The following is a 20,292-nucleotide window of genomic DNA, read 5'->3' as shown; positions in this document are numbered from 1 at the left end:
GTCCACGCTACACATTGTATTCCCCGCGCAATTTGATACCTTTACTGCAAATCATTACAAAGTTTGTGGAGAAAGCCATGAAGTGTCATCGCGTCGAAGAATTACTGCAACTGCTGGAGCCGGAATGGCATAAAGATTCTGAACTGAACCTGATTCAGTTTATCGTCAAACTGGCTGGCGAAGCGGGTTACCAAGGGCGATTGGAAGAGCTGACTGACGATGTGCTGATCTACCATCTCAAAATGCGCAACAGTGCCAAAGACGAAGTGATTCCCGGCCTGAAAAAAGACTACGAAGAAGATTTCAAAACCGCGATCCTGCGCGCACGCGGCATCATTGAATAAACCCTCTCATAATGCACAGAGCGGCCAACGGCCGCTCTTTTTTTATCCGCCGTGTGAAGGATAACTGGCAAAAATGTAAGGATATTTGTTGTTAAAGGTTGATTGCGTTAAAGAAATAAAAACGTTATTGCCGCTATAATCACCACTTTATGAAGCAACCTTATTCCCCCCTTCTACGCCATTTGCGTAAAAAGGGTTAAGCAATGTCAAAAAGAGTGTGAGCACCAGAAATCGCACCATGATGCCCAAAAGGATAGTTTGATGAGTCAGGACAAGATCGACATCAAAGATGTGACTCCGAAAGTCTTTAACCCGAAGACCCATAAAGGTCAGGAAGGAGACCGGTTCAACCCGAGCAACCGCATTTACGTGCGCGAAAGCAAAGGGACCTACCAGAAGCTGCGCCGTTACGGAGGCTGGTTTCTGCTGCTGTTATTTGGATTGGTACCGTGGATTTCCTACGGCGATCGTCAGGCCATTCTGCTCGATATCGGCCACCAGCAGTTCAATTTCTTCGGCACAACGCTCTACCCGCAGGATCTGACCCTGCTGGCACTGCTGTTTATGATCGCGGCGTTCGGCCTGTTCTTTATCACTACCTTTTTAGGCCGGGTGTGGTGTGGTTACCTGTGTCCGCAAACCGTATGGACGTTCATGTATATCTGGTTTGAAGAAAAACTGGAAGGCAGTGCCAACAAGCGCCGTAAGCAAGACGGCAGTAAAATGACCGCCAATCTGGCGATGCGCAAAACCGCCAAACACATCGCCTGGTTTGCGATCGCTCTGGCGACGGGTTTCACGTTCGTGGGCTACTTTGTGCCAGTGCGCGATCTGGTTATCGACTTCTTTACCTTCAACTCGACCTTCTGGCCGGTGTTCTGGGTGATGTTCTTTGCCGTCTGTACCTACGGTAACGCAGGCTGGATGCGTTCTATCATGTGTATTCACATGTGCCCGTACGCACGTTTCCAATCGGCGATGTTCGACAAAGATACTTTCATCGTCGGCTACAACACCGAGCGCGGCGAACAGCGCGGCCCTCGCTCACGCAAAGCCGACAAAAAAGCGCTCGGTCTGGGCGACTGTATCGATTGTGATTTGTGTGTTCAGGTGTGCCCGACCGGTATCGATATTCGTGATGGCCTGCAATATGAGTGCATCAACTGTGGTGCCTGCATTGACGCATGTGACACCACAATGGAGCGCATGGGCTACGACAAAGGGCTGATCAGCTACACCACTGAGCACCGTTTGTCAGGCAAGCATACCAAAGTGATGCGGCCGAAACTGCTGGGTTACGGTGCGGTGTTACTGGTGATGATCGGGCTGTTCTTTGCGCAGGTGGCGGCGGTTGATCCAGCCGGCCTCAGCGTTATTCGTGACCGTAATCAGCTGTTCCGAACTAACAGCTCCGGCGAGATTGAAAATACTTACACCCTCAAGGTGATCAACAAAACTCAGCACATCCAAACCTACAAACTCGATGTCAGTGGTCTGACGGATGTATCGTGGTATGGCAAACAAACCGTGCAGGTGGAACCGGGCGAAGTGCTCAACCTGCCGATGAGTCTGGGGGTCAAACCTGACAATCTCAGCTCTCCGGTTGCGACAATTCAGTTTATACTCACCGATGACAGCAACCAATTCACAATGCAAGTGGAAAGCCGGTTTATTAAAAAGCTTTAACACTCGACATGGAAAAGGGCTCAGCAATGAGCCCTTTTTAATCAATGACACAAGCAACCTTTCATTTTGATGCCCTGACGCCCGACTTTATGTGGTACGCGCTAGAGAGCATCGGTATTCGCGCTGAATCGGGTTTTCTGGCGCTCAACAGTTACGAAAACCGCGTGTATCAGTTCAGCGATGAAGACCGCCGCCGTTTTGTGGTCAAGTTTTACCGCCCGCAGCGCTGGAGCATCGAACAGATTCAGGAAGAGCACGACTTTGCACTGGAGCTGGCCGACGCCGAGATCCCGCTCGCCGCACCACTGGTGATCAACGGCGCTTCACTGCACCACTATCAGGGTTACCATTTTGCGCTGTTTAACAGCGTTGGCGGGCGCCAGTTTGAAGTCGACAATGAAGAACAGCTGGAATGGGTCGGACGCTTTCTAGGCCGCATTCATAAAGTGGGCGCGAGCAAAACGTTCATTCATCGCCCGACGATCAGCCTGGATGAGTATCTCTATCAGCCGCGCGCGCTGCTGCACAACGCACAATGTATTCCGATGCATTTAGAAAACAGTTTTTTCAACGATCTGGATATGTTGATCAGCAGAATTGAGCAGCACTGGCAACCGGATCAAGCCTTGATTCGCCTGCATGGCGACTGCCACCCGGGCAATATTTTGTGGCGGGATGGCCCGATGTTTGTCGATCTTGACGATGCTCGTAATGGCCCGGCGGTACAGGATTTGTGGATGTTGCTCAGTGGCGATCGCAACGACAAGCTGATCCAACTCGATATTGTGCTTGAAGGCTATCAAGAGTTCTGCGATTTTAACTTTAATCAATTGAAACTTATCGAGCCACTTCGCGGTCTACGAATGGTGCACTACATGGCATGGCTGGCAAAACGTTGGCAAGATCCGGCCTTTCCGCTCGCCTTTCCCTGGTTTAATGATCCAAAATACTGGGAGAGTCAGGTACTGGCATTCAAAGAACAAATCGCAGCATTAGAAGAGCCTCCGCTCTCGCTGATGCCACAATGGTAACAAGCCTTCAAAGGAATAATGGAGTCCACAATGAAAAAGCTGTTTGCACTGGTTGCAACCCTGATGTTAAGCCTGTCGGCCCATGCCGCGCAGTTCAAAGAAGGGGAACAATACAAAGTGCTCAACTTAGAGCCTTCCTCAAAACCGAGCGTCACTGAGTACTTTTCGTTCTACTGTCCGCATTGTAACGCGTTCGAACCGATCATCTCTCAGCTAAAAACCAAGCTGCCAGAAGGCGTGAAGCTGCAAAAAAACCACGTTTCATTCATGGGTGGTGACATGGGCAAATCGATGAGCAAAGCCTACGCGACCATGATTGCACTGAACGTTGAAGACAAAATGATCCCAGTGATGTTTGACCGCATTCACAACCTGCGCAAGCCACCAAAAAATGATGCCGAGCTGCGTCAGATCTTCGTTGATGAAGGCGTCGACGGTGCGAAATTCGACGCTGCGTTTAACGGCTTCGCGGTGGACTCAATGGTGCGCCGCTTTGACAAGCAGTTCCAGGAAAGCGGCCTGACCGGCGTTCCTTCTGTCGTGGTGAACAACCACTATCTGGTTCAGGCGCAAGGCATCAAAACGATGGACGAATACTTTGATCTGGTGAACTACCTGCTGAGCAAGTAAGTTTGCCCGCCAAGAAAAAAGGAGCCTGAGGCTCCTTTTTTTTATACGTCCGATTTTGACTGATACAGCGTTGCCAACTGCTGATCTTTGCGTTGCCACAGCGCAGTCAGCCACTGCTGGAACTGGCGTTTATACGGTTTGTCATGAAAATAGTCACCGCGTACCTGCTCATCGACCGGCAACACGCGAATACGCACCACAATGCGGTGCATCCGGCCCATTAACATATCGCGAAACGGCTTATCGGTGTTATCCGGATAGGCCAGCGTAACATCGATAATATTGGAGAATTGTTCACCCATCGCTGCCAACGTATACGCAATCCCGCCGCTTTTCGGCGCCAGCAGATGCTGGTAAGGCGAACGGGTCGCACGCTGTTTGTGCTCAGTGAAACGCGTACCTTCGACGTAGTTCACCACCGTCGTCGGATGAAACTTAAATTTTTCGCACGAGCGACGCGTGGTCGCCAGATCCTGGCCGCGCTTGTGTGGATGGCGAATCAAGTATTCCCGCGAATAGCGACGCATGAACGGCATATCCAGCGCCCAACACCCCATGCCGACAAACGGCACATACAACAGTTGCTGTTTGAGGAAAAACTTCGGCATCGGAATGCGATCTTTGAACACACAACACAGCACGACAATGTCCGTCCAGCTGAGGTGGTTGCTGATCATCAGATACCAGCCCTGCTTACTCAGTCCTTCCCCGCCCTGAATGTCCCACTCGACGCGGTTTGACATCGCCAGAATACGCGCATTAAGTGTCGCCCACAGCCACATCGCTTTGTCCGCCATGCTGGTCGCCATCGCTTTCAATCTCGGCGTCGGCAGCAGCAGTTTGACCAGCGCAATCGCGCAGATCAATAACGAACTGAACATGGTATTGAGGATCACCAGCACAATATTGAGGACAAGCAGAACGTAAGCGAGCATAGAATTTATAGTTTTCAAAAAATTGAATAAAAAAACAGCGAGCAATTATACTCGCTTGCCCGCTGAAAGAAATACGTCTGCCAATGGTCAGAGTACTGCCGCCCTAGACCGATTGGGCGGTGAGCTGTTTGAGTAACCGGTCCATAGCGCGATACCCGAGCGCTTCGGCCAGGTGCGCCCGTTGAATGTGTGCCTCACCGCTCAAATCGGCAATGGTGCGCGCGACTTTGATGATGCGGTGATAGGCCCGGATTGACAACCCCAGGCGGTGCAGCGCATTTTCCAGAAATTCCGCATCCGGCTGACAGAGCGGGCAATAAGTTTCGATTTCACGGCTTTGCAACAGCGCATTCACTTTGCCACTGCGTGCCAGCATGGTTTCACGTGCGCGAAAGACCCGCGCCTGCACCACCGCCGTCGGCTCGCCGCGGTCGCCGCCGTGCGACAAAGTGCCTTTGGGCAACGCCGGAATTTCGATCGACATATCAAAGCGATCCAGCAGCGGCCCCGACAAACGGCTCAAATAGCGTAAAATCCCCTGCGGATTCACCCGCGCCTGATTGCCTTCGTAATACCCGGTCGGACTGGGATTGAGCGCGCCAACCAACTGAAAACGCGCTGGGAAACGGGTTTTGCCCTGCGCGCGGGAAATAATAATCTCGCCCGACTCCAGCGGCTCGCGCAGTGAATCGAGCACTTTGCGTTCAAATTCCGGCATTTCATCCAGAAACAACAGGCCATTGTGAGCAAGTGAGATTTCTCCGGGACGAGGAATGGTGCCGCCGCCCACCAGCGCTGCCATGGAGCTGGAATGATGCGGCGCGCGAAACGGACGCTGTTTCCAGTTGTGCTGGTTGATTTCCTGCTGCGTCAGCGAGGCCACTGATGCAGTCTCCATCGCCTCGGCCTCAGTCATCTCCGGCAGCAGATCGCACAGGCGCGAGGCCAACATAGTTTTACCCGTGCCCGGCGGGCCAAGAAACAACAGGTTGTGGTTGCCCGCCGCCGCTATCTCCAACGCCCGCTTGCCTTGCTGCTGACCAATGATGTCCTGCAAATCGCGTTCGCGCGGCACGGCGGCGTCGTGCCCGTCACTTTGAAACAGCGATAACGTCTGTTGACCACACAGATCGGCACACACTTCAAGCAGAGTGCGCGCCGATTTATGTTGCTCTTTCCCCACCAGCGCCGCCTGATCGCCATTGAAATGGGGCACCACCAAACTGCGCCGCGCCTGATTGGCCGCCAAGGCTGCGGGCAGCACGCCTTTCACGCTGCGAATTTCCCCCGACAGCGCCAACTCACCGATGAATTCGTGGTCGCTCAATTGGGTGCGGGCAATCTGATCCGAGGCAGCCAGAATGCCGAGCGCGATCGGCAAATCAAAACGGCCGCCCTCTTTGGGCAGATCAGCGGGCGCTAAATTGACGGTAATGCGTTTGGCGGGAAATTCAAACTTGGAATTGATGATGGCGCTGCGCACGCGATCGCGGGATTCTTTGACGGTTGTCTCCGGCAAACCAACCAGCGTAAACCCCGGCATACCGTTACTGATGTGTACTTCCACCGTCACCGCTGGTGCCTGAACACCGATGCTGGCACGGCTATGAATGATAGCAAGCCCCATGACTTTCCTTAGTTATTGATTAAAAACCATTCACCACACAGATTGAGTTCGACTGCGGGCTGCGAAAGTTGTTATATAACGCGGAGGGTTAAAACGGGAATGTGAAAAAAGAATGAGTTTTTGCTTGTCATGTAACGGAGATGTGTGTTACCACTAGAGACGCAAACAATTTCGTATGATATTACGACAACATTTAGAATTATTACGATGAACTTATACGCCCGTTTCAACTCTCTGATTAGCCTTATTATCGTGGTCCTGATTATGACCGCGCGGGGGCTTGTGGGCGCAAAATAAACACCAGATTCGAAAAACCCCCGCACTGAAAAGTCCGGGGGTTTTTTTACAACTGTTAGACTTAAAAAAAAGCACATGCTGATGAATCTCTCATCAGACATGGCAGGAAGAATGGGGAGCAGCACATGAGGTGCAAGCACAACACAACAGAAAACAGCGAGTCGGATCGCTGTTCGGGAGGCTTACGATGACCGGAGCTCAATTAGTCGTAGCGGCATTAAAACAGCAGGGAATCAAAACCGTTTTTGGTTACCCCGGCGGCGCCATCATGCCAATCTATGATGCTTTGTATGATGGTGGTGTTGAACACATTTTGTGTCGACACGAACAGGGAGCCGCCATGGCCGCTATCGGCATGGCAAGAGCCACACAGGACGTGGCTGTATGTATGGCCACTTCCGGCCCAGGCGCTACCAACTTAGTCACCGGCCTTGCCGATGCCTTCCTCGATTCAGTCCCTCTCGTTGCAATTACCGGTCAGGTTGCCAGTTCTCACATCGGCACTGACGCCTTCCAGGAAATGGATGTGATTGGTATGTCACTCTCGTGTACCAAACACAGTTACCTCGTTACCGATATTAATGAACTTGCGCCAACCCTGGCGGAAGCATTTGAAGTCGCCAAAACCGGCCGTCCAGGCCCTGTGATCGTTGATATCGCTAAAGATGTGCAACTGGGTCAGGCACCGGTTTCCGTTTTGCCCGCTTTTACACCTCCTGCGATACCTCAGGTCGATCCCCAGCAACTGGCGCAAGCGCAAGCGCTGCTGGCTCAAAGCAAACGTCCGGTATTGTATGTCGGCGGCGGTGTGCAACTGGCCAAAGCCACCGACACAGTACGCGAATTTTTGCGTCTCAATCCGATGCCATCGGTCAGCACATTAAAAGGCCTGGGTACTATTGAGCGTCACGATCCGCATTATCTTGGCATGCTGGGTATGCACGGCACCAAAGCCGGTAACTTAGTGGTACAGGAAAGCGATTTGCTGATCGTTGTCGGCGCACGTTTTGATGACCGTGTGACCGGTAAGCTGGATACCTTTGCACCCCACGCCAAAGTCATTCACATCGATATCGATGCGGCGGAATTTAACAAACTGCGTCAGGCCAATGCGGCACTGCGCGGCGACATCAATACCATTTTGCCTCAGCTTGAACTGAGCCACGATATCTCGCCTTGGGTTCACCACAGTGAAAGCCTGCGCAGCGGATTCAAATGGCGTTACGACCACCCGGGTGAAGCGATTTTTGCCCCGCTGCTGCTCAAACAACTGTCTGACATGATGCCGGACAGCGCCATGGTGTCGACCGATGTCGGCCAGCACCAGATGTGGGCAGCGCAGCACATTCAACCGCGCGATCCGCAAAACTTCATCTCATCCGCGGGCCTTGGCACCATGGGCTTTGGCCTGCCAGCTGCAATGGGTGCTGCGGTGGCTCGCCCGAATGACCAATCGATTCTCATCACCGGTGACGGCTCGTTTATGATGAACATTCAGGAACTGGGCACGCTTAAACGTCGCCAGATCCCGGTCAAGATGGTGCTGCTGAATAACCAGCGTTTGGGCATGGTGCGCCAGTGGCAATCGCTGTTCTTTGACGGCCGCCACAGTGAAACCATTCTCGATGACAACCCGGATTTCATCATGCTGGCGAAAGCCTTCGATATTCCGGGCAAAACCATCACCAGAAAAGAAGAAGTGGAACCCGCTCTGAAAGAGATGCTGGAGAGTAAAACCGCTTACCTGCTGCACGTTGCGATCGACGAAGAAGAGAACGTGTGGCCGTTGGTACCGCCAGGCGCGTCCAACAATGATATGTTAGAGAACACCTAGGAGACGCCATCATGCAAAGATACTTACTCGACATCAAAGCAGACGATAAACCGGTGCTGCTGGAGCGTGTTCTCCGTGTGGTTCGCCACCGTGGCTTTATCATTAAACAGGTAGCGGCAACGCAAAACCACGAAAGCAAAATTGCCAGTGTGGAAATCATCGTCGACAGCGATCGTCCGATAAACACACTGATTAACCAGATTGAGAAATTATGGGATATCCGCAGCGTTGATGTGACCCCCATCAAGAGCAACGAGCTCCCAAATAACAACTTACAACAAAAGATTTGTGCTTAAGGAAGGCAATCATGGCAACTAAAACTGCAGATTATATTTGGTTCAATGGTGAACTGATGCCATGGGCAAACGCGACCGTTCACGTGTTGACCCATGCCATGCACTACGGCACCTCCGTATTTGAAGGCGTGCGCTGCTACAACACGCCAAAAGGTCCGATCATTTTCCGTCACCGTGAGCATGCTCAGCGCCTGATTGATTCTGCCAAGATCTACCGCTTCCCGATTCCGTATTCTCAGGAAGAGATCATGGAAGCAACCCGCGAAACACTGCGCGCCAACAAACTCGACAGCGCCTACATTCGTCCGCTGGCTTTTGTCGGCAACGTGGGCCTTGGCGTATGTCCGCCGGCTGGCACCGAAATGGAAGTCATCATCGCCGCATTCCCTTGGGGCGCCTATCTGGGTGAAGAAGCGCTGGAAAATGGCGTGGATGCGATGATCTCCAGCTGGCACCGCGCCGCACCTAACACCATTCCAACCGCTGCCAAAGCGGGCGGTAACTACCTGTCTTCTCTGCTGGTAGGCGGCGAAGCACGTCGTCACGGCTACGCAGAAGGGATTGCACTGAGCGTGGATGGTTACCTGTCTGAAGGCGCGGGCGAGAACATTTTTGTGGTCAAGAACGGCGAGATCCTGACGCCACCGACCACCAGCTCAATCCTGCCGGGCATCACACGTGACTCGATCATGACGCTGGCCAAAGACATGGGCTATGAAGTGCGTGAAGCCAATATTTCCCGTGAAGCCCTGTATCTGGCCGACGAAGTGTTCATGACTGGCACGGCGGCGGAAATCGTACCGGTACGCAGCATTGACCAAATCACCGTTGGTATCGGCAAACGCGGTCCTGTGACCGAAGCGATGCAGAAGGCCTACTTCGGCCTGTTCAACGGCACCACTGAAGATAAGTGGGGCTGGTTGGATTACGTATACCCAGAGCAAGCGAAGTAAGGAGACAAGATTATGCCTAAGTATCGTTCGGCCACCACCACTCATGGACGCAACATGGCTGGTGCACGCGCACTGTGGCGCGCAACCGGTGTGAAAGAAGAAGATTTCGGTAAACCGATTATTGCCGTGGTGAACTCATTCACCCAGTTCGTGCCGGGTCACGTCCATCTCAAAGACCTCGGTCAGATGGTGGCGCGTGAAATCGAAGCCGCGGGCGGCATCGCCAAAGAATTCAATACCATTGCAGTCGATGACGGTATCGCAATGGGCCACGGCGGCATGCTTTACTCGCTGCCATCACGAGAACTGATCGCCGACTCGGTAGAATACATGGTGAACGCCCACTGCGCCGACGCCATGGTGTGTATCTCCAACTGTGACAAAATCACCCCGGGAATGCTGATGGCGTCCATGCGCCTCAATATTCCGACCATTTTTGTCTCTGGCGGTCCGATGGAAGCGGGTAAAACCAAGCTTTCCGATCAAATCATCAAGCTCGATCTGGTGGATGCCATGATTCAGGGTGCCGATCCAAACGTTTCGGACGAGCAGAGCCAGCAAGTGGAACGTTCCGCGTGTCCGACGTGTGGTTCGTGCTCTGGCATGTTTACCGCCAACTCAATGAACTGTCTGACCGAAGCGCTGGGCCTTTCTCAGCCGGGCAACGGCTCACTGCTGGCCACGCACGCGGACCGTAAAGAGCTGTTTTTGAGTGCAGGTCGTCGCATCGTCGATCTGACCAAGCGTTACTACCAGCAAGAGGATGCCACCGCGCTGCCACGCAATATCGCCACCAAAGATGCGTTCGAAAACGCGATGGCGCTGGATATCGCGATGGGCGGCTCGACCAACACCGTACTGCACCTGCTGGCCGCGGCGCAAGAAGGTGAAGTGGATTTCGATATGACCGACATCGATCGCATGTCACGTCAGGTTCCGCACCTGTGTAAAGTGGCGCCGTCGACGCAGAAGTATCACATGGAAGATGTGCACCGCGCTGGTGGTGTGATGGGCATTCTGGGTGAACTGCAACGCGCAGGCCTGCTGCATGATGACACGCGTACCGTGCTGGGCATTTCGCTTGCCGAGCAGTTGGCGCAATACGACGTCAAACAAACCGACTCTGAAGCTGTGAAAACCTTCTTCCGCGCCGGACCGGCGGGCATTCGTACCACCCAGGCATTTTCGCAAGATTGCCGTTGGGATACGCTGGATGACGACCGTCAGGAAGGCTGTATTCGTGCCAAAGAGCACGCATTCAGTCAGGATGGTGGTCTGGCCGTGCTGAAAGGCAACATCGCGCTCGATGGCTGTATCGTCAAAACCGCCGGCGTGGACGCCAGCATTCTTAAATTTGAAGGCCCGGCCGTGGTGTTTGAAAGCCAGGAAGATGCGGTTGAAGGCATTCTGGGCGGCGAAGTCAAAGCGGGCGATGTGGTCGTGATTCGTTACGAAGGCCCTAAAGGCGGTCCGGGCATGCAGGAAATGCTCTACCCGACCACCTACCTCAAATCCATGGGCCTTGGCAAAGCGTGTGCGCTGCTGACCGACGGCCGCTTCTCCGGCGGGACGTCGGGTCTGTCGATTGGTCACGCCTCTCCGGAAGCGGCGAACGGCGGTGCGATCGGTTTGGTGAAAAATGGCGATACCATCGCGATCGACATTCCGAATCGTTCGATTGTGCTGCAAATCTCTGATGCAGAGATGGCGGCGCGTCGCGAAGCGCAAGATAAGCTCGGCTGGAAACCGGTCGATCGTCAACGTGAAGTCTCTTTTGCACTTAAAGCTTACGCCAGCATGGCAACCAGTGCTGACAAAGGAGCGGTGCGAGACAAATCCAAGCTAGAGGGCTAGCTTATGACGCTCACTCAACAAACTGGCGCAGATTACCTGCGCCAGATATTGCGTGCGCCGGTGTATGAAGTGGCGAACGTGACTCCCCTGCAAGCCATGCCGCGTCTGTCAGCGCGCATTGGCAATCAGGTGCAAATCAAACGTGAAGACCGCCAGCCGGTGCATTCGTTCAAACTGCGCGGCGCGTACAACATGGTGGCCAGTCTGACGGAAGAACAGAAAAATGCCGGTGTGATCGCCGCATCCGCAGGCAACCACGCTCAGGGTATGGCGCTCTCTGGCACCAAACTGGGCATTCGTACCACTATCGTCATGCCTCGCACCACGCCGGACATCAAAGTCGAAGCGGTGCGCGGTTTTGGCGGCAATGTTGTACTGCACGGCAGCAACTTCGACGAAGCCAAAGCCGAAGCTGAGCGCTTGTCGCAGGAATGTGGCTACACCTTTGTGCCGCCGTTCGATCACCCACTGGTGATTGCCGGTCAGGGCACCATCGGCATGGAAATGCTGCAGCAAAACGGCCATCTCGATTATATCTTTGTGCCCGTCGGCGGTGGCGGCCTTGCGGCAGGTGTTGCGGTGCTGGTCAAACAGCTGATGCCGGAAATCAAAGTGATTGCGGTTGAACCGGAAGATTCAGCCTGCCTCAAAGCAGCGCTGGATGCTGGTGAACCAGTGGTGCTCGATCAAGTCAGCATGTTTGCCGACGGCGTAGCCGTAAAACGCATCGGCGATGAAACGTTTCGTCTGTGTCAGCAGTATCTCGATGGCCACATTACCGTGTCCAGCGATGAAATCTGTGCGGCGGTAAAAGATATTTTCGAAGACACCCGCGCCATTGCTGAACCTTCCGGGGCACTGGCTCTGGCAGGGCTGAAGAAATTTGCAGAACAGAATGGGCTGAAAGATAAGCAACTGGCGACTGTGCTGTCCGGCGCCAACACCAACTTTCACGGTTTGCGCTACGTGTCCGAACGTTGCGAACTGGGTGAGAAACGTGAAGGTCTGCTGGCGGTCACCATTCCAGAGCGCAAAGGCGCGTTCTTTGAATTTTGCCAAATCATCGGCGGCCGGGCGGTCACCGAGTTCAACTACCGCTACAGTGACGACCAACTGGCTAACATTTTTGTCGGTGTGCGTCTGATGGGCGGTCAGGAAGAGCTGAAAACCATCATTCACGAACTGCGTCAGTCCGGTTATCCGGTTCAGGACCTGTCCGATGATGAAATGGCCAAACTGCACATTCGTTACATGATTGGCGGGCGTCCGTCCAAGCCACTCAGAGAACGTTTGTACAGCTTTGAGTTTCCGGAATATCCGGGCGCGCTGCTCAAATTCCTCAGCACGCTGGGTACCCACTGGAATATCAGCCTGTTCAACTACCGCAACCACGGTGCAGATTACGGCCGTGTGCTGTGTGGCTTTGAACTCAGTGATGACGATCTGTCGCGCTTCTCAGCGCATTTGGTCGAACTCGGTTATCACTATAAAGATGAAACCGACAACCCGGCCTATCGCTTCTTCCTCGCCAAATAAGACTCAAGCCACCCATTGCGGTGGCTTGTTTTTTCTCTCTTCGCAATACCCTTACTATGACTATGCTTTTTGCGCATAGATATAATGCTAAAGTTTCATTTAATTCATAGACCTATCAGATCTAGACTAGAGTTAATGTTTAGCCATGTGTGGAGAACCCCATGTTTCAAGCTTTGATTTTGAATCAAGAAGATAAACGTACTCTGGCCAGTATTGAGCAGATTGATGAAGCGCAGTTGCCGGAAGGTGACGTGCTGATCGCCGTCGATTATTCATCACTGAACTACAAAGATGGCCTGGCCATCACGGGCAAAGGCAAAATTATTCGTCAGTTTCCAATGGTGCCGGGCATCGATCTGGCAGGCAAAGTGATCAGCTCACAGGATGCACGCTATCAGGCAGGTGACGATGTGGTCCTCACTGGCTGGGGCGTGGGTGAAAACCACTGGGGCGGTATGGCGCAAAAAGCACGCCTCAAAGGTGACTGGCTGGTTCCGCTGCCACAAGGCTTTGATGGCAAACAAGCGATGATGATCGGCACCGCCGGTTTTACCGCGATGTTGTGTGTCCAAGCACTGCTTGATGCCGGTATCCAACCGCAGGACGGCGAAATTGTGGTGACTGGCGCCAGTGGTGGTGTGGGTTCTGTCGCAGTGACTCTGCTGGCCACACTGGGTTATCGAGTGGCCGCGGTGACCGGTCGCGCGGAACAAAACGGTCCGCTGTTAGAAAAACTGGGCGCGAGCCGCATCATCGACCGCAGCGAGTTTGAAGAGCCAGCACGCCCGCTGGAAAAACAAGTGTGGGCCGGTGCGATTGATACTGTTGGCAGCAAAGTGCTGGCGAAAGTCCTGGCACAGATGGACTACAACAGCGCCGTTGCCGCGTGTGGTCTGGCAGGTGGTTTTGATCTGCCCACCACCGTCATGCCATTTATTCTGCGCAACGTGCGCCTGCAAGGTGTCGATTCGGTCAACTGCCCGCGCGAAAAACGCATTGCCGCATGGGAAAAACTGGTTGAACTGCTGCCTGCGAGTTACTTCGAGCAAGCGTGTACCGAAATTGGTCTGGAGCAAGCGCCGCAATACGCGCAAGACATCACTAATGGTCAGGTCACCGGCCGCGTGGTGATCAAGCTGTAATTTTCGCGCTCACGACGTTCTCTATCTCAAGGCCCTAATCGGGCCTTGATTCGTCTAAGCCCATATCTTCAACCCGCTTGGCAATCAATTTGCTGCACTCTTCCTTCACCATGCTACGCAGCCACTCCTGCGCCGGGGAATGTTCGCAGCGCGGATGCCAAATCATCGAATAATCGAACGGCGTAAAGGAAAACGGCAGTGGCTTCACCACTAGGTCATAACGTTCCGCTACCAGATACGCCAAGTCCGCCGGCACCGTGATAATCAGCGGCATGGTATCGATTATCGCCAGCGCCGCCTCAAGATGATACGCCCTGAGCACCATTCGTCTGGAAGGTAATCCTTCCAACGCCTGATCGAGCAACGCCTTGACCCCATCACTAATGGCAATCATTGCATGAGGGAAATCGAGATAATCCTGCAAGGTCATCGACTGCTGCGCCAACGGATGGTGACGCGAGAGTAAGCACAGCACCCCGACACGTCCCAACACTTCACTTTGCAGCGGTTCGACCGAACGAATCAGACGACAAATCGCCAGATCGGCGCCATCGTAAGTGAGCTGATCCACCAAACGTTCGTGTTGCAGCGGCAGAAACTCAAACGCCACATTGGGCGCTTCCTGATAAATACGCGGCAACGCAAACGGCAAAATGGTCTGCATCGCGTAATCAGTGGTCGCAATGGTAAACGTCTGAGCACAGGACTTGGGATCAAACTCGGCTGGTGACAACAATTGACGCAGGCTTTCCAGCGGCTCACCAAGTTCGCGGTTAAACGCCAACGCCTTTTCCGTCGGGATCAGGTGCTGTCCTTGACGAGTAAACAGCGGATCGCCCAGCAGCTCACGCAGACGGCCAAGCACACGACTCATGGCTGACTGGCTGAGATTAAGCCGCTCCGCAGCTTTACTGACGCTGCACTCTTCCACCAAAACCCGCAATGCAATCAACAGATTGAGATCGCGGCGATAAATATCTTCCAATTCCACACTGAAGTCCGGGGTTTATGACGAATAGGGAGAGTGTAACCAATAGGCAAAAAAAATCCCGCCTTTCGGCGGGGAAGCCCAAGAAAAATGGGGATAGTGTCGGAATGTAATTGAGCGTAGTTTGACAAGTGTGTGTTAATGTTCTTGCTCACCAGATGCACCTTGCCAGCGATGCATCTCGAGCCAAATCCCAAATATCGAAGCACTCACGCCGAGTAGCGGCATTAATGATGTTTCGGCTGGTGATCGCATGACAAGGGCGCAAAAGGAAATAAAACACAGAACCGAGTAGATGGTCAGTCTGTCCAGTGCTGTCAACATATTGCACTCCTTAGCGATTTGTTACCAACTTGTTAACCAAATTAAAACAAAAAGATCACTTTGCCAAGCGCTTATTGAATATTTTTTCCTCGCCAGTATTATCTAAGCCTAATTTGTGACATCCATTAGGTTTGACCATGACTTTTAATCCTGAATTAGCCACGTTAGTTTTAGAAGCGGAAGGATTACGCTGCCCAGAGCCAGTGATGATGGTCAGGAAGACGATTCGTACGATGAAAGACGGTGAAGTGTTGCTGATCAAAGCCGATGACCCATCGACGACACGCGACATTCCGAGCTTCTGCCGCTTTATGGATCATCAGCTGCTCGCGGCAAAGACCGACGAGCTACCCTACCAGTATCTGATAAAAAAAGGGCTGGAGTAGAGAGATAAAAAAGGCTGCCAATGGCAGCCTTTTGTTTATTCTTGCTGTTCGATTGAGCGGATTTCCGCCTGCAAACGATGAATCTGCTTTTGCATCGCGCGCATTTCTTCATGCATCGGAATGATGTGAGCCACTCGAATCCAGGACTCAACCGTAAGTCCGGCCATAATGATGGCACCCGCCACCATCGGTAACCACATATCCGTTAACGACATGCCAAGCAAAGTTAACGCCAAACCAAAAGTAAACAAGTAACTCTGACTTTTAGCGCTCATTCCCATATAACGTGTCAGCATAAACCTACCCTCTCGCGATGATGGTTGACCTTTACACTAGCATGACAAGTATGACACGAATATGGCGAATATCACGCTCTGCACCGGAAATCATCAGAGCGTGATCTGTGCTAATGGTTTGTTTCAACGAACGTTTATTTTTCAGAAAAACGCCGCGCCAACCGCTAACGCCGCAAACAGCGCTGCGGTCACTTTACGGATCAGCCCCAGCGGCATTTTATCGGCCGACAATTTACCGATCAGCACCACTGGCACGTTCGCCAGCAACATACCGATAGTGGTGCCGAGCACGACCCACGACAGAGCATCCGCGTACTGCGCCCCCAGAATCGAAGTCGCGATCTGGGTTTTGTCGCCAATTTCCGCCACAAAGAACGCAATGAAGCTGGCGACAAACGGGCCACGGTTGGAAATTTCTTCGTCATCATCGAGTTTATCCGGGATCAGTACCCAGGCGGCCATCGCCAAAAAGCTCACCACCAACACCCATTTCAACACGTCAGGCGACAGATAATCGGCCACGACAACCCCGAGCCACGCCGCCAAGGCATGGTTGGCGATAGTAGCCAGAAAAATAGCAGCAATAATAGGGATCGGTTTACGGTATCGACTGGCGAGTAATAACGACAAAAGCTGGGTTTTATCCCCGATTTCGGCCAGTGCAACAGTAGTAATAGAGATAGCTAAAACGCTCACGACTTGCTCATTGGGGCAGGGATAATTATATAACCATAGACAAACAGACACGCCCCACCCCGGTTCGTGATGTTTGTCTAAGGTCTTGCTAAACCCGGTAGGCACCGAGTCTCGAACGCCATGGTGATTGTGCACCAATTGTGTTGACGAACGAACCGATCAAATGAAGTGATTTGATCGATAAGCTACTCCCCAAAGACGGGATGAATTCTATCCAGCCTCGCCACGAATCTCAACCCCAAGATGGCGAAAAGCCGCAACATTGAGAAATTTGCGCCGCTTAAACGACAAAAACTCCATTAAAAGAGATTTTCGCCGATTAATTAAGCAAGATTTCCTCTACTTTGTCGGGGAATAACTCGGTATACTTGATCGTTATTTTTTATCAATTCAGACAGAAGAATCGCGCGAACCTGACTATGCAAAAATACGATATCAAAACCTTTCAGGGTATGATCCTCGCGCTGCAGGATTATTGGGCCCAACAAGGCTGTACCATTGTTCAACCATTAGATATGGAAGTGGGCGCAGGTACGTCTCACCCAATGACATGCTTGCGTGCTCTTGGTCCTGAGCCAATTGCCACGGCGTATGTTCAGCCATCACGTCGTCCGACTGACGGCCGCTACGGTGAAAACCCAAACCGTCTGCAACACTACTACCAATTCCAGGTCATCATTAAACCGTCACCAGACAACATTCAGGAACTGTACCTGGGTTCTCTGGAAGTGCTGGGCGTTGACCCGCGCGTACACGACATTCGCTTCGTGGAAGACAACTGGGAAAACCCAACGCTGGGCGCTTGGGGTCTGGGCTGGGAAGTGTGGCTGAACGGCATGGAAGTGACGCAGTTTACGTACTTCCAGCAAGTAGGCGGCCTGGAGTGTAAACCGGTAACGGGTGAAATCACTTACGGTATTGAGCGTCTGGCCATGTACATTCAGGGCGTGGATTCTGTGTATGACTTGGTATGGACCGATGGCCCTCTGGGTAAAGTCACCTACGGTGACATCTTCCACCAAAACGAGGTGGAACAGTCTACTTACAACTTCGAACATGCGGATGTTGATTTCCTGTTCACCTTCTTCGATCAGTGCGAAAAAGAGTGTGTCCACCTGTTGGAACTGGAAAAACCGCTACCATTGCCAGCGTACGAGCGCATTCTGAAAGCGGCGCACGCGTTCAACCTACTGGATGCGCGCAAAGCGATTTCCGTAACCGAACGTCAGCGCTACATTCTGCGTATTCGCAACCTGACCAAGTCAGTTGCTGAAGCTTACTACGCATCTCGTGAAGCTCTGGGCTTCCCAATGTGTAAAAAGTCCGAAGAGAAGTAAGGGAAAGACGTCACATGGCAAAAGAATTTTTGATTGAGCTGGGTACGGAAGAACTGCCTCCAAAACAACTGCGTACTCTGGCTGAAGCGTTTGCAACAAACTTTGCAGCAGAACTGCAAAGCGCAGACATCGCACACGATGGCATCACCTGGTACGCCACCCCACGTCGTCTGGCACTGAAAGTAGCCAATCTGGCCGAAGGTCAGCCAGACAAAGTGGTCGAAAAACGTGGTCCTGCGGTTAACGTGGCATTCGATGCTGACGGCAACCCAACCAAAGCCGCGCAAGGCTGGGCACGCGGCAACGGTATTACCGTTGAGCAAGCAGAACGCCTCGTCACCGACAAAGGTGAATGGCTACTGTTCAAAGAGCAGGTAAAAGGTCAGGACACGTCTGCTGTGGTCGTTGATATGGCCGCCAAAGCACTGGCAAACCTGCCAATCGCCAAGCCAATGCGTTGGGGCGATAAAGAAACTCAATTCATCCGTCCGGTAAAAACCCTGACTATTCTGTTCGGCAACGAACTGATCGAAGGCGAAATTCTGGGCGTGAAATCAGACCGCATCGTCCGTGGTCACCGTTTCATGGGTGAACCTGAATTCACCATCGATTCGGCTGAGCAGTATCCAGCGATTCTGCTGGAGCGCGGTAAAGTGATTGCTGATTACGAAACCCGTAAAGCGATGATCATCGACGGCGCACAAAAAGCCGCGGCAGAACTGGGCGGTATCGCCGATCTGGAAGACGATCTGGTTGAAGAAGTGACCTCGCTGGTGGAATTCCCGGTTGTCCTGACGGCGAAATTTGAAGAGAAATTCCTCAAAGTTCCGGCAGAAGCGCTGGTATACACCATGAAAGGTGACCAGAAATACTTCCCGGTTTACGACGCCAACAAGCACCTGCTGCCAAACTTTATCTTCGTGTCAAACATCGAGTCCAAAGAGCCTCGCCATGTTATCGAAGGTAACGAGAAGGTGGTTCGTCCCCGTCTGGCGGATGCGGAGTTCTTCTTCAATACCGACCGTAAGAAGCCGCTGGTTGACCGTCTGCCACAGCTGGAAAATGCGATTTTCCAGAAAGAACTGGGCACCATCAAAGACAAAACCGATCGCATCACCGAACTGGCTGGCTACATTGCCGAGCAAATCGGCGCGGATGTGGAGAAATCCAAACGTGCAGGTCTGCTGGCCAAATGTGACCTGATGACCTCGATGGTGTTTGAATTTACCGACACCCAAGGCGTGATGGGTATGCACTATGCTCGCCACGATGGTGAAGCGGAAGAAGTGGCTGTGGCACTGAACGAGCAGTACATGCCACGTTTTGCTGGCGATGAACTGCCAAGCAACGGCGTCTCATCTGCACTGGCTATGGCCGACAAACTGGATACCATCGTGGGTATCTTCGGTATCGGTCAGGCGCCTAAAGGCAGCGACCCGTTTGCTCTGCGCCGCGCGTCTCTGGGCGTACTGCGTATCATCGTAGAATACGGCTACAACCTGGATCTGGTGGATTTGGTCGCAAAAGCGAAATCCTTGTTTGGCGCTCGCCTGAGCAACGACAATGTTGAGCAGGAAGTGATCGAATTCATGCTGGGCCGTTTCCGTGCCTGGTATCAGGACGAAGGCTTCAGCGTGGACATCATTCAAGCGGTGTTGGCACGTCACCCAACCAAACCAGCTGACTTTGACCGCCGTGTGAAAGCGGTGTCGCACTTCCGTGACCTCGATGCGGCCGAAGCGTTGGCAGCGGCGAATAAACGTGTGGGTAACATCCTGGCGAAATTCGACGGCGAGCTGGCGCAAGAGATTGACTTGGCGCTGCTGCAAGAAGACGCAGAAAAAGCGCTGGCTGAAGCAGTAGAAGTGATGACTGAAGCGCTGGAACCTGCATTTGCCACTGGTAACTACCAGCAGGCACTGAGCCAGCTGGCGGGTCTGCGTGAACCTGTTGACGCATTCTTCGACAACGTGATGGTCATGGCTGATGATGAAGCGTTGAAGAAAAACCGTCTGACGCTGCTGAATAACCTGCGTAACCTGTTCCTGCAAATCGCGGATATCTCGCTGCTGCAGAAATAAGTGCTCATTAAGCAGTAAA

General features: G+C 52.8%; 19 protein-coding genes and 1 riboswitch. Of the genes, 13 read left to right on the top strand and 6 right to left on the bottom strand.

What is annotated here, in order from left to right:
* Window positions 1-77: 77 nt before the first annotated feature.
* The 4 genes from JIG40_RS21550 (at window position 78) to JIG40_RS21535 (ending at window position 3,691) form a co-directional block, all read left to right on the top strand.
* Window positions 78-344 (top strand): DUF1040 family protein, encoded by a 267-nt coding sequence (locus JIG40_RS21550; RefSeq protein WP_020332578.1) that lies wholly within the window; start codon window positions 78-80, stop codon window positions 342-344.
* A 261-nt stretch (window positions 345-605) separates the two neighbouring features.
* A complete protein-coding gene (gene ccoG / locus JIG40_RS21545) occupies window positions 606-2,030 on the top strand; it encodes a cytochrome c oxidase accessory protein CcoG (protein WP_020332579.1) in 1,425 nt (474 codons plus the stop codon).
* Window positions 2,031-2,074: 44 nt separating this feature from the next.
* Window positions 2,075-3,061: a serine/threonine protein kinase gene (locus JIG40_RS21540; RefSeq protein ID WP_199466070.1), complete on the top strand. Its 987-nt coding sequence runs from the start codon at window positions 2,075-2,077 to the stop codon at window positions 3,059-3,061.
* A 30-nt stretch (window positions 3,062-3,091) separates the two neighbouring features.
* Entirely contained in the window at window positions 3,092-3,691 is a 600-nt protein-coding gene (locus JIG40_RS21535; RefSeq protein WP_024374484.1) for a thiol:disulfide interchange protein DsbA/DsbL, read from the top strand.
* A 41-nt stretch (window positions 3,692-3,732) separates the two neighbouring features.
* On the opposite strand, the gene JIG40_RS21530 is transcribed toward JIG40_RS21535, so the two are convergent.
* A complete protein-coding gene (locus tag JIG40_RS21530; protein ID WP_199466069.1) occupies window positions 3,733-4,626 on the bottom strand; it encodes an acyltransferase in 894 nt (297 codons plus the stop codon).
* A 103-nt stretch (window positions 4,627-4,729) separates the two neighbouring features.
* Complete coding sequence (locus tag JIG40_RS21525) at window positions 4,730-6,253, bottom strand: YifB family Mg chelatase-like AAA ATPase (RefSeq protein ID WP_199466068.1); 1,524 nt, start codon at window positions 6,251-6,253, stop codon at window positions 4,730-4,732.
* A gap of 484 nt (window positions 6,254-6,737) precedes the next feature.
* Between JIG40_RS21525 and ilvG the strand changes: the two genes are divergently transcribed.
* The 6 genes from ilvG to JIG40_RS21495 all read left to right on the top strand — a co-directional run bounded on the left by ilvG (window position 6,738) and on the right by JIG40_RS21495 (window position 14,165).
* On the top strand, window positions 6,738-8,384 hold the full coding sequence (gene ilvG / locus JIG40_RS21520) for an acetolactate synthase 2 catalytic subunit (RefSeq protein WP_020332584.1): 1,647 nt from the start codon (window positions 6,738-6,740) through the stop codon (window positions 8,382-8,384).
* Between the two features lie 11 nt (window positions 8,385-8,395).
* Entirely contained in the window at window positions 8,396-8,680 is a 285-nt protein-coding gene (ilvM, locus tag JIG40_RS21515) for an acetolactate synthase 2 small subunit (protein WP_014204160.1), read from the top strand.
* An 11-nt stretch (window positions 8,681-8,691) separates the two neighbouring features.
* Window positions 8,692-9,633: a branched-chain-amino-acid transaminase gene (gene ilvE / locus JIG40_RS21510; RefSeq protein WP_020332585.1), complete on the top strand. Its 942-nt coding sequence runs from the start codon at window positions 8,692-8,694 to the stop codon at window positions 9,631-9,633.
* A 12-nt stretch (window positions 9,634-9,645) separates the two neighbouring features.
* Window positions 9,646-11,487: a dihydroxy-acid dehydratase gene (gene ilvD, locus JIG40_RS21505; protein WP_199466067.1), complete on the top strand. Its 1,842-nt coding sequence runs from the start codon at window positions 9,646-9,648 to the stop codon at window positions 11,485-11,487.
* A 3-nt stretch (window positions 11,488-11,490) separates the two neighbouring features.
* The gene (gene ilvA, locus JIG40_RS21500) at window positions 11,491-13,023 is read left to right on the top strand and encodes a threonine ammonia-lyase, biosynthetic (RefSeq protein WP_061057050.1); all 1,533 of its coding nucleotides are present in this window, start codon (window positions 11,491-11,493) and stop codon (window positions 13,021-13,023) included.
* A 161-nt stretch (window positions 13,024-13,184) separates the two neighbouring features.
* On the top strand, window positions 13,185-14,165 hold the full coding sequence (locus JIG40_RS21495) for an MDR family oxidoreductase (protein ID WP_020332588.1): 981 nt from the start codon (window positions 13,185-13,187) through the stop codon (window positions 14,163-14,165).
* A gap of 34 nt (window positions 14,166-14,199) precedes the next feature.
* Here the strand turns inward: JIG40_RS21495 and JIG40_RS21490 are convergent, their stop codons facing one another.
* Window positions 14,200-15,156, bottom strand: coding sequence for a LysR family transcriptional regulator (locus tag JIG40_RS21490; protein ID WP_158129880.1), 957 nt, complete (start codon window positions 15,154-15,156; stop codon window positions 14,200-14,202).
* A 135-nt stretch (window positions 15,157-15,291) separates the two neighbouring features.
* Window positions 15,292-15,477 carry a hypothetical protein gene (locus tag JIG40_RS21485; protein ID WP_024374367.1) on the bottom strand — a complete coding sequence of 62 codons (186 nt, stop codon included), beginning with the start codon at window positions 15,475-15,477 and terminating at the stop codon, window positions 15,292-15,294.
* Window positions 15,478-15,614: 137 nt separating this feature from the next.
* Here JIG40_RS21485 and tusA point away from each other — a divergent pair, with 137 nt between their 5' ends.
* Window positions 15,615-15,863 carry a sulfurtransferase TusA gene (gene tusA, locus JIG40_RS21480; protein ID WP_020332591.1) on the top strand — a complete coding sequence of 83 codons (249 nt, stop codon included), beginning with the start codon at window positions 15,615-15,617 and terminating at the stop codon, window positions 15,861-15,863.
* A gap of 35 nt (window positions 15,864-15,898) precedes the next feature.
* Here tusA and JIG40_RS21475 read toward each other — a convergent pair whose 3' ends face one another.
* A complete protein-coding gene (locus tag JIG40_RS21475) occupies window positions 15,899-16,159 on the bottom strand; it encodes a hypothetical protein (protein ID WP_020332592.1) in 261 nt (86 codons plus the stop codon).
* A 141-nt stretch (window positions 16,160-16,300) separates the two neighbouring features.
* Window positions 16,301-16,855, bottom strand: coding sequence for a TMEM165/GDT1 family protein (locus JIG40_RS21470; RefSeq protein WP_032082185.1), 555 nt, complete (start codon window positions 16,853-16,855; stop codon window positions 16,301-16,303).
* 91 nt (window positions 16,856-16,946) lie between these two features.
* Window positions 16,947-17,061: riboswitch (yybP-ykoY riboswitch) on the bottom strand.
* Between the two features lie 213 nt (window positions 17,062-17,274).
* On the opposite strand from JIG40_RS21470, the gene glyQ reads away from it, so the two are divergent.
* Both glyQ and glyS read left to right on the top strand, forming a co-directional pair.
* On the top strand, window positions 17,275-18,192 hold the full coding sequence (gene glyQ / locus JIG40_RS21465) for a glycine--tRNA ligase subunit alpha (RefSeq protein ID WP_024374365.1): 918 nt from the start codon (window positions 17,275-17,277) through the stop codon (window positions 18,190-18,192).
* 14 nt (window positions 18,193-18,206) lie between these two features.
* Window positions 18,207-20,273, top strand: coding sequence for a glycine--tRNA ligase subunit beta (gene glyS, locus JIG40_RS21460; RefSeq protein ID WP_199466066.1), 2,067 nt, complete (start codon window positions 18,207-18,209; stop codon window positions 20,271-20,273).
* The last annotated feature ends 19 nt before the right edge of the window (window positions 20,274-20,292 follow it).

Origin of the sequence: Vibrio sp. bablab_jr001 (assembly GCF_016464285.1) — a bacterium.
GTDB classification, from domain to species: domain Bacteria; phylum Pseudomonadota; class Gammaproteobacteria; order Enterobacterales; family Vibrionaceae; genus Vibrio; species Vibrio fluvialis.
Note: the sequence above shows the minus strand (reverse complement) of the source record. Positions and strands in the feature narration are given on the sequence as shown.

What these genes read in the sequence shown, in the direction of transcription:
- JIG40_RS21550 (WP_020332578.1), top strand. Translation starts at nt 78, where the DNA reads ATGAAGTGTCATCGCGTCGAAGAATTACTGCAACTGCTGGAGCCGGAA.
- ccoG (WP_020332579.1), top strand. Translation starts at nt 606, where the DNA reads ATGAGTCAGGACAAGATCGACATCAAAGATGTGACTCCGAAAGTCTTT.
- JIG40_RS21540 (WP_199466070.1), top strand. Translation starts at nt 2,075, where the DNA reads ATGACACAAGCAACCTTTCATTTTGATGCCCTGACGCCCGACTTTATG.
- JIG40_RS21535 (WP_024374484.1), top strand. Translation starts at nt 3,092, where the DNA reads ATGAAAAAGCTGTTTGCACTGGTTGCAACCCTGATGTTAAGCCTGTCG.
- JIG40_RS21530 (WP_199466069.1), bottom strand. Translation starts at nt 4,626, where the DNA reads ATGCTCGCTTACGTTCTGCTTGTCCTCAATATTGTGCTGGTGATCCTC.
- JIG40_RS21525 (WP_199466068.1), bottom strand. Translation starts at nt 6,253, where the DNA reads ATGGGGCTTGCTATCATTCATAGCCGTGCCAGCATCGGTGTTCAGGCA.
- ilvG (WP_020332584.1), top strand. Translation starts at nt 6,738, where the DNA reads ATGACCGGAGCTCAATTAGTCGTAGCGGCATTAAAACAGCAGGGAATC.
- ilvM (WP_014204160.1), top strand. Translation starts at nt 8,396, where the DNA reads ATGCAAAGATACTTACTCGACATCAAAGCAGACGATAAACCGGTGCTG.
- ilvE (WP_020332585.1), top strand. Translation starts at nt 8,692, where the DNA reads ATGGCAACTAAAACTGCAGATTATATTTGGTTCAATGGTGAACTGATG.
- ilvD (WP_199466067.1), top strand. Translation starts at nt 9,646, where the DNA reads ATGCCTAAGTATCGTTCGGCCACCACCACTCATGGACGCAACATGGCT.
- ilvA (WP_061057050.1), top strand. Translation starts at nt 11,491, where the DNA reads ATGACGCTCACTCAACAAACTGGCGCAGATTACCTGCGCCAGATATTG.
- JIG40_RS21495 (WP_020332588.1), top strand. Translation starts at nt 13,185, where the DNA reads ATGTTTCAAGCTTTGATTTTGAATCAAGAAGATAAACGTACTCTGGCC.
- JIG40_RS21485 (WP_024374367.1), bottom strand. Translation starts at nt 15,477, where the DNA reads ATGTTGACAGCACTGGACAGACTGACCATCTACTCGGTTCTGTGTTTT.
- tusA (WP_020332591.1), top strand. Translation starts at nt 15,615, where the DNA reads ATGACTTTTAATCCTGAATTAGCCACGTTAGTTTTAGAAGCGGAAGGA.
- JIG40_RS21475 (WP_020332592.1), bottom strand. Translation starts at nt 16,159, where the DNA reads ATGCTGACACGTTATATGGGAATGAGCGCTAAAAGTCAGAGTTACTTG.
- glyQ (WP_024374365.1), top strand. Translation starts at nt 17,275, where the DNA reads ATGCAAAAATACGATATCAAAACCTTTCAGGGTATGATCCTCGCGCTG.
- glyS (WP_199466066.1), top strand. Translation starts at nt 18,207, where the DNA reads ATGGCAAAAGAATTTTTGATTGAGCTGGGTACGGAAGAACTGCCTCCA.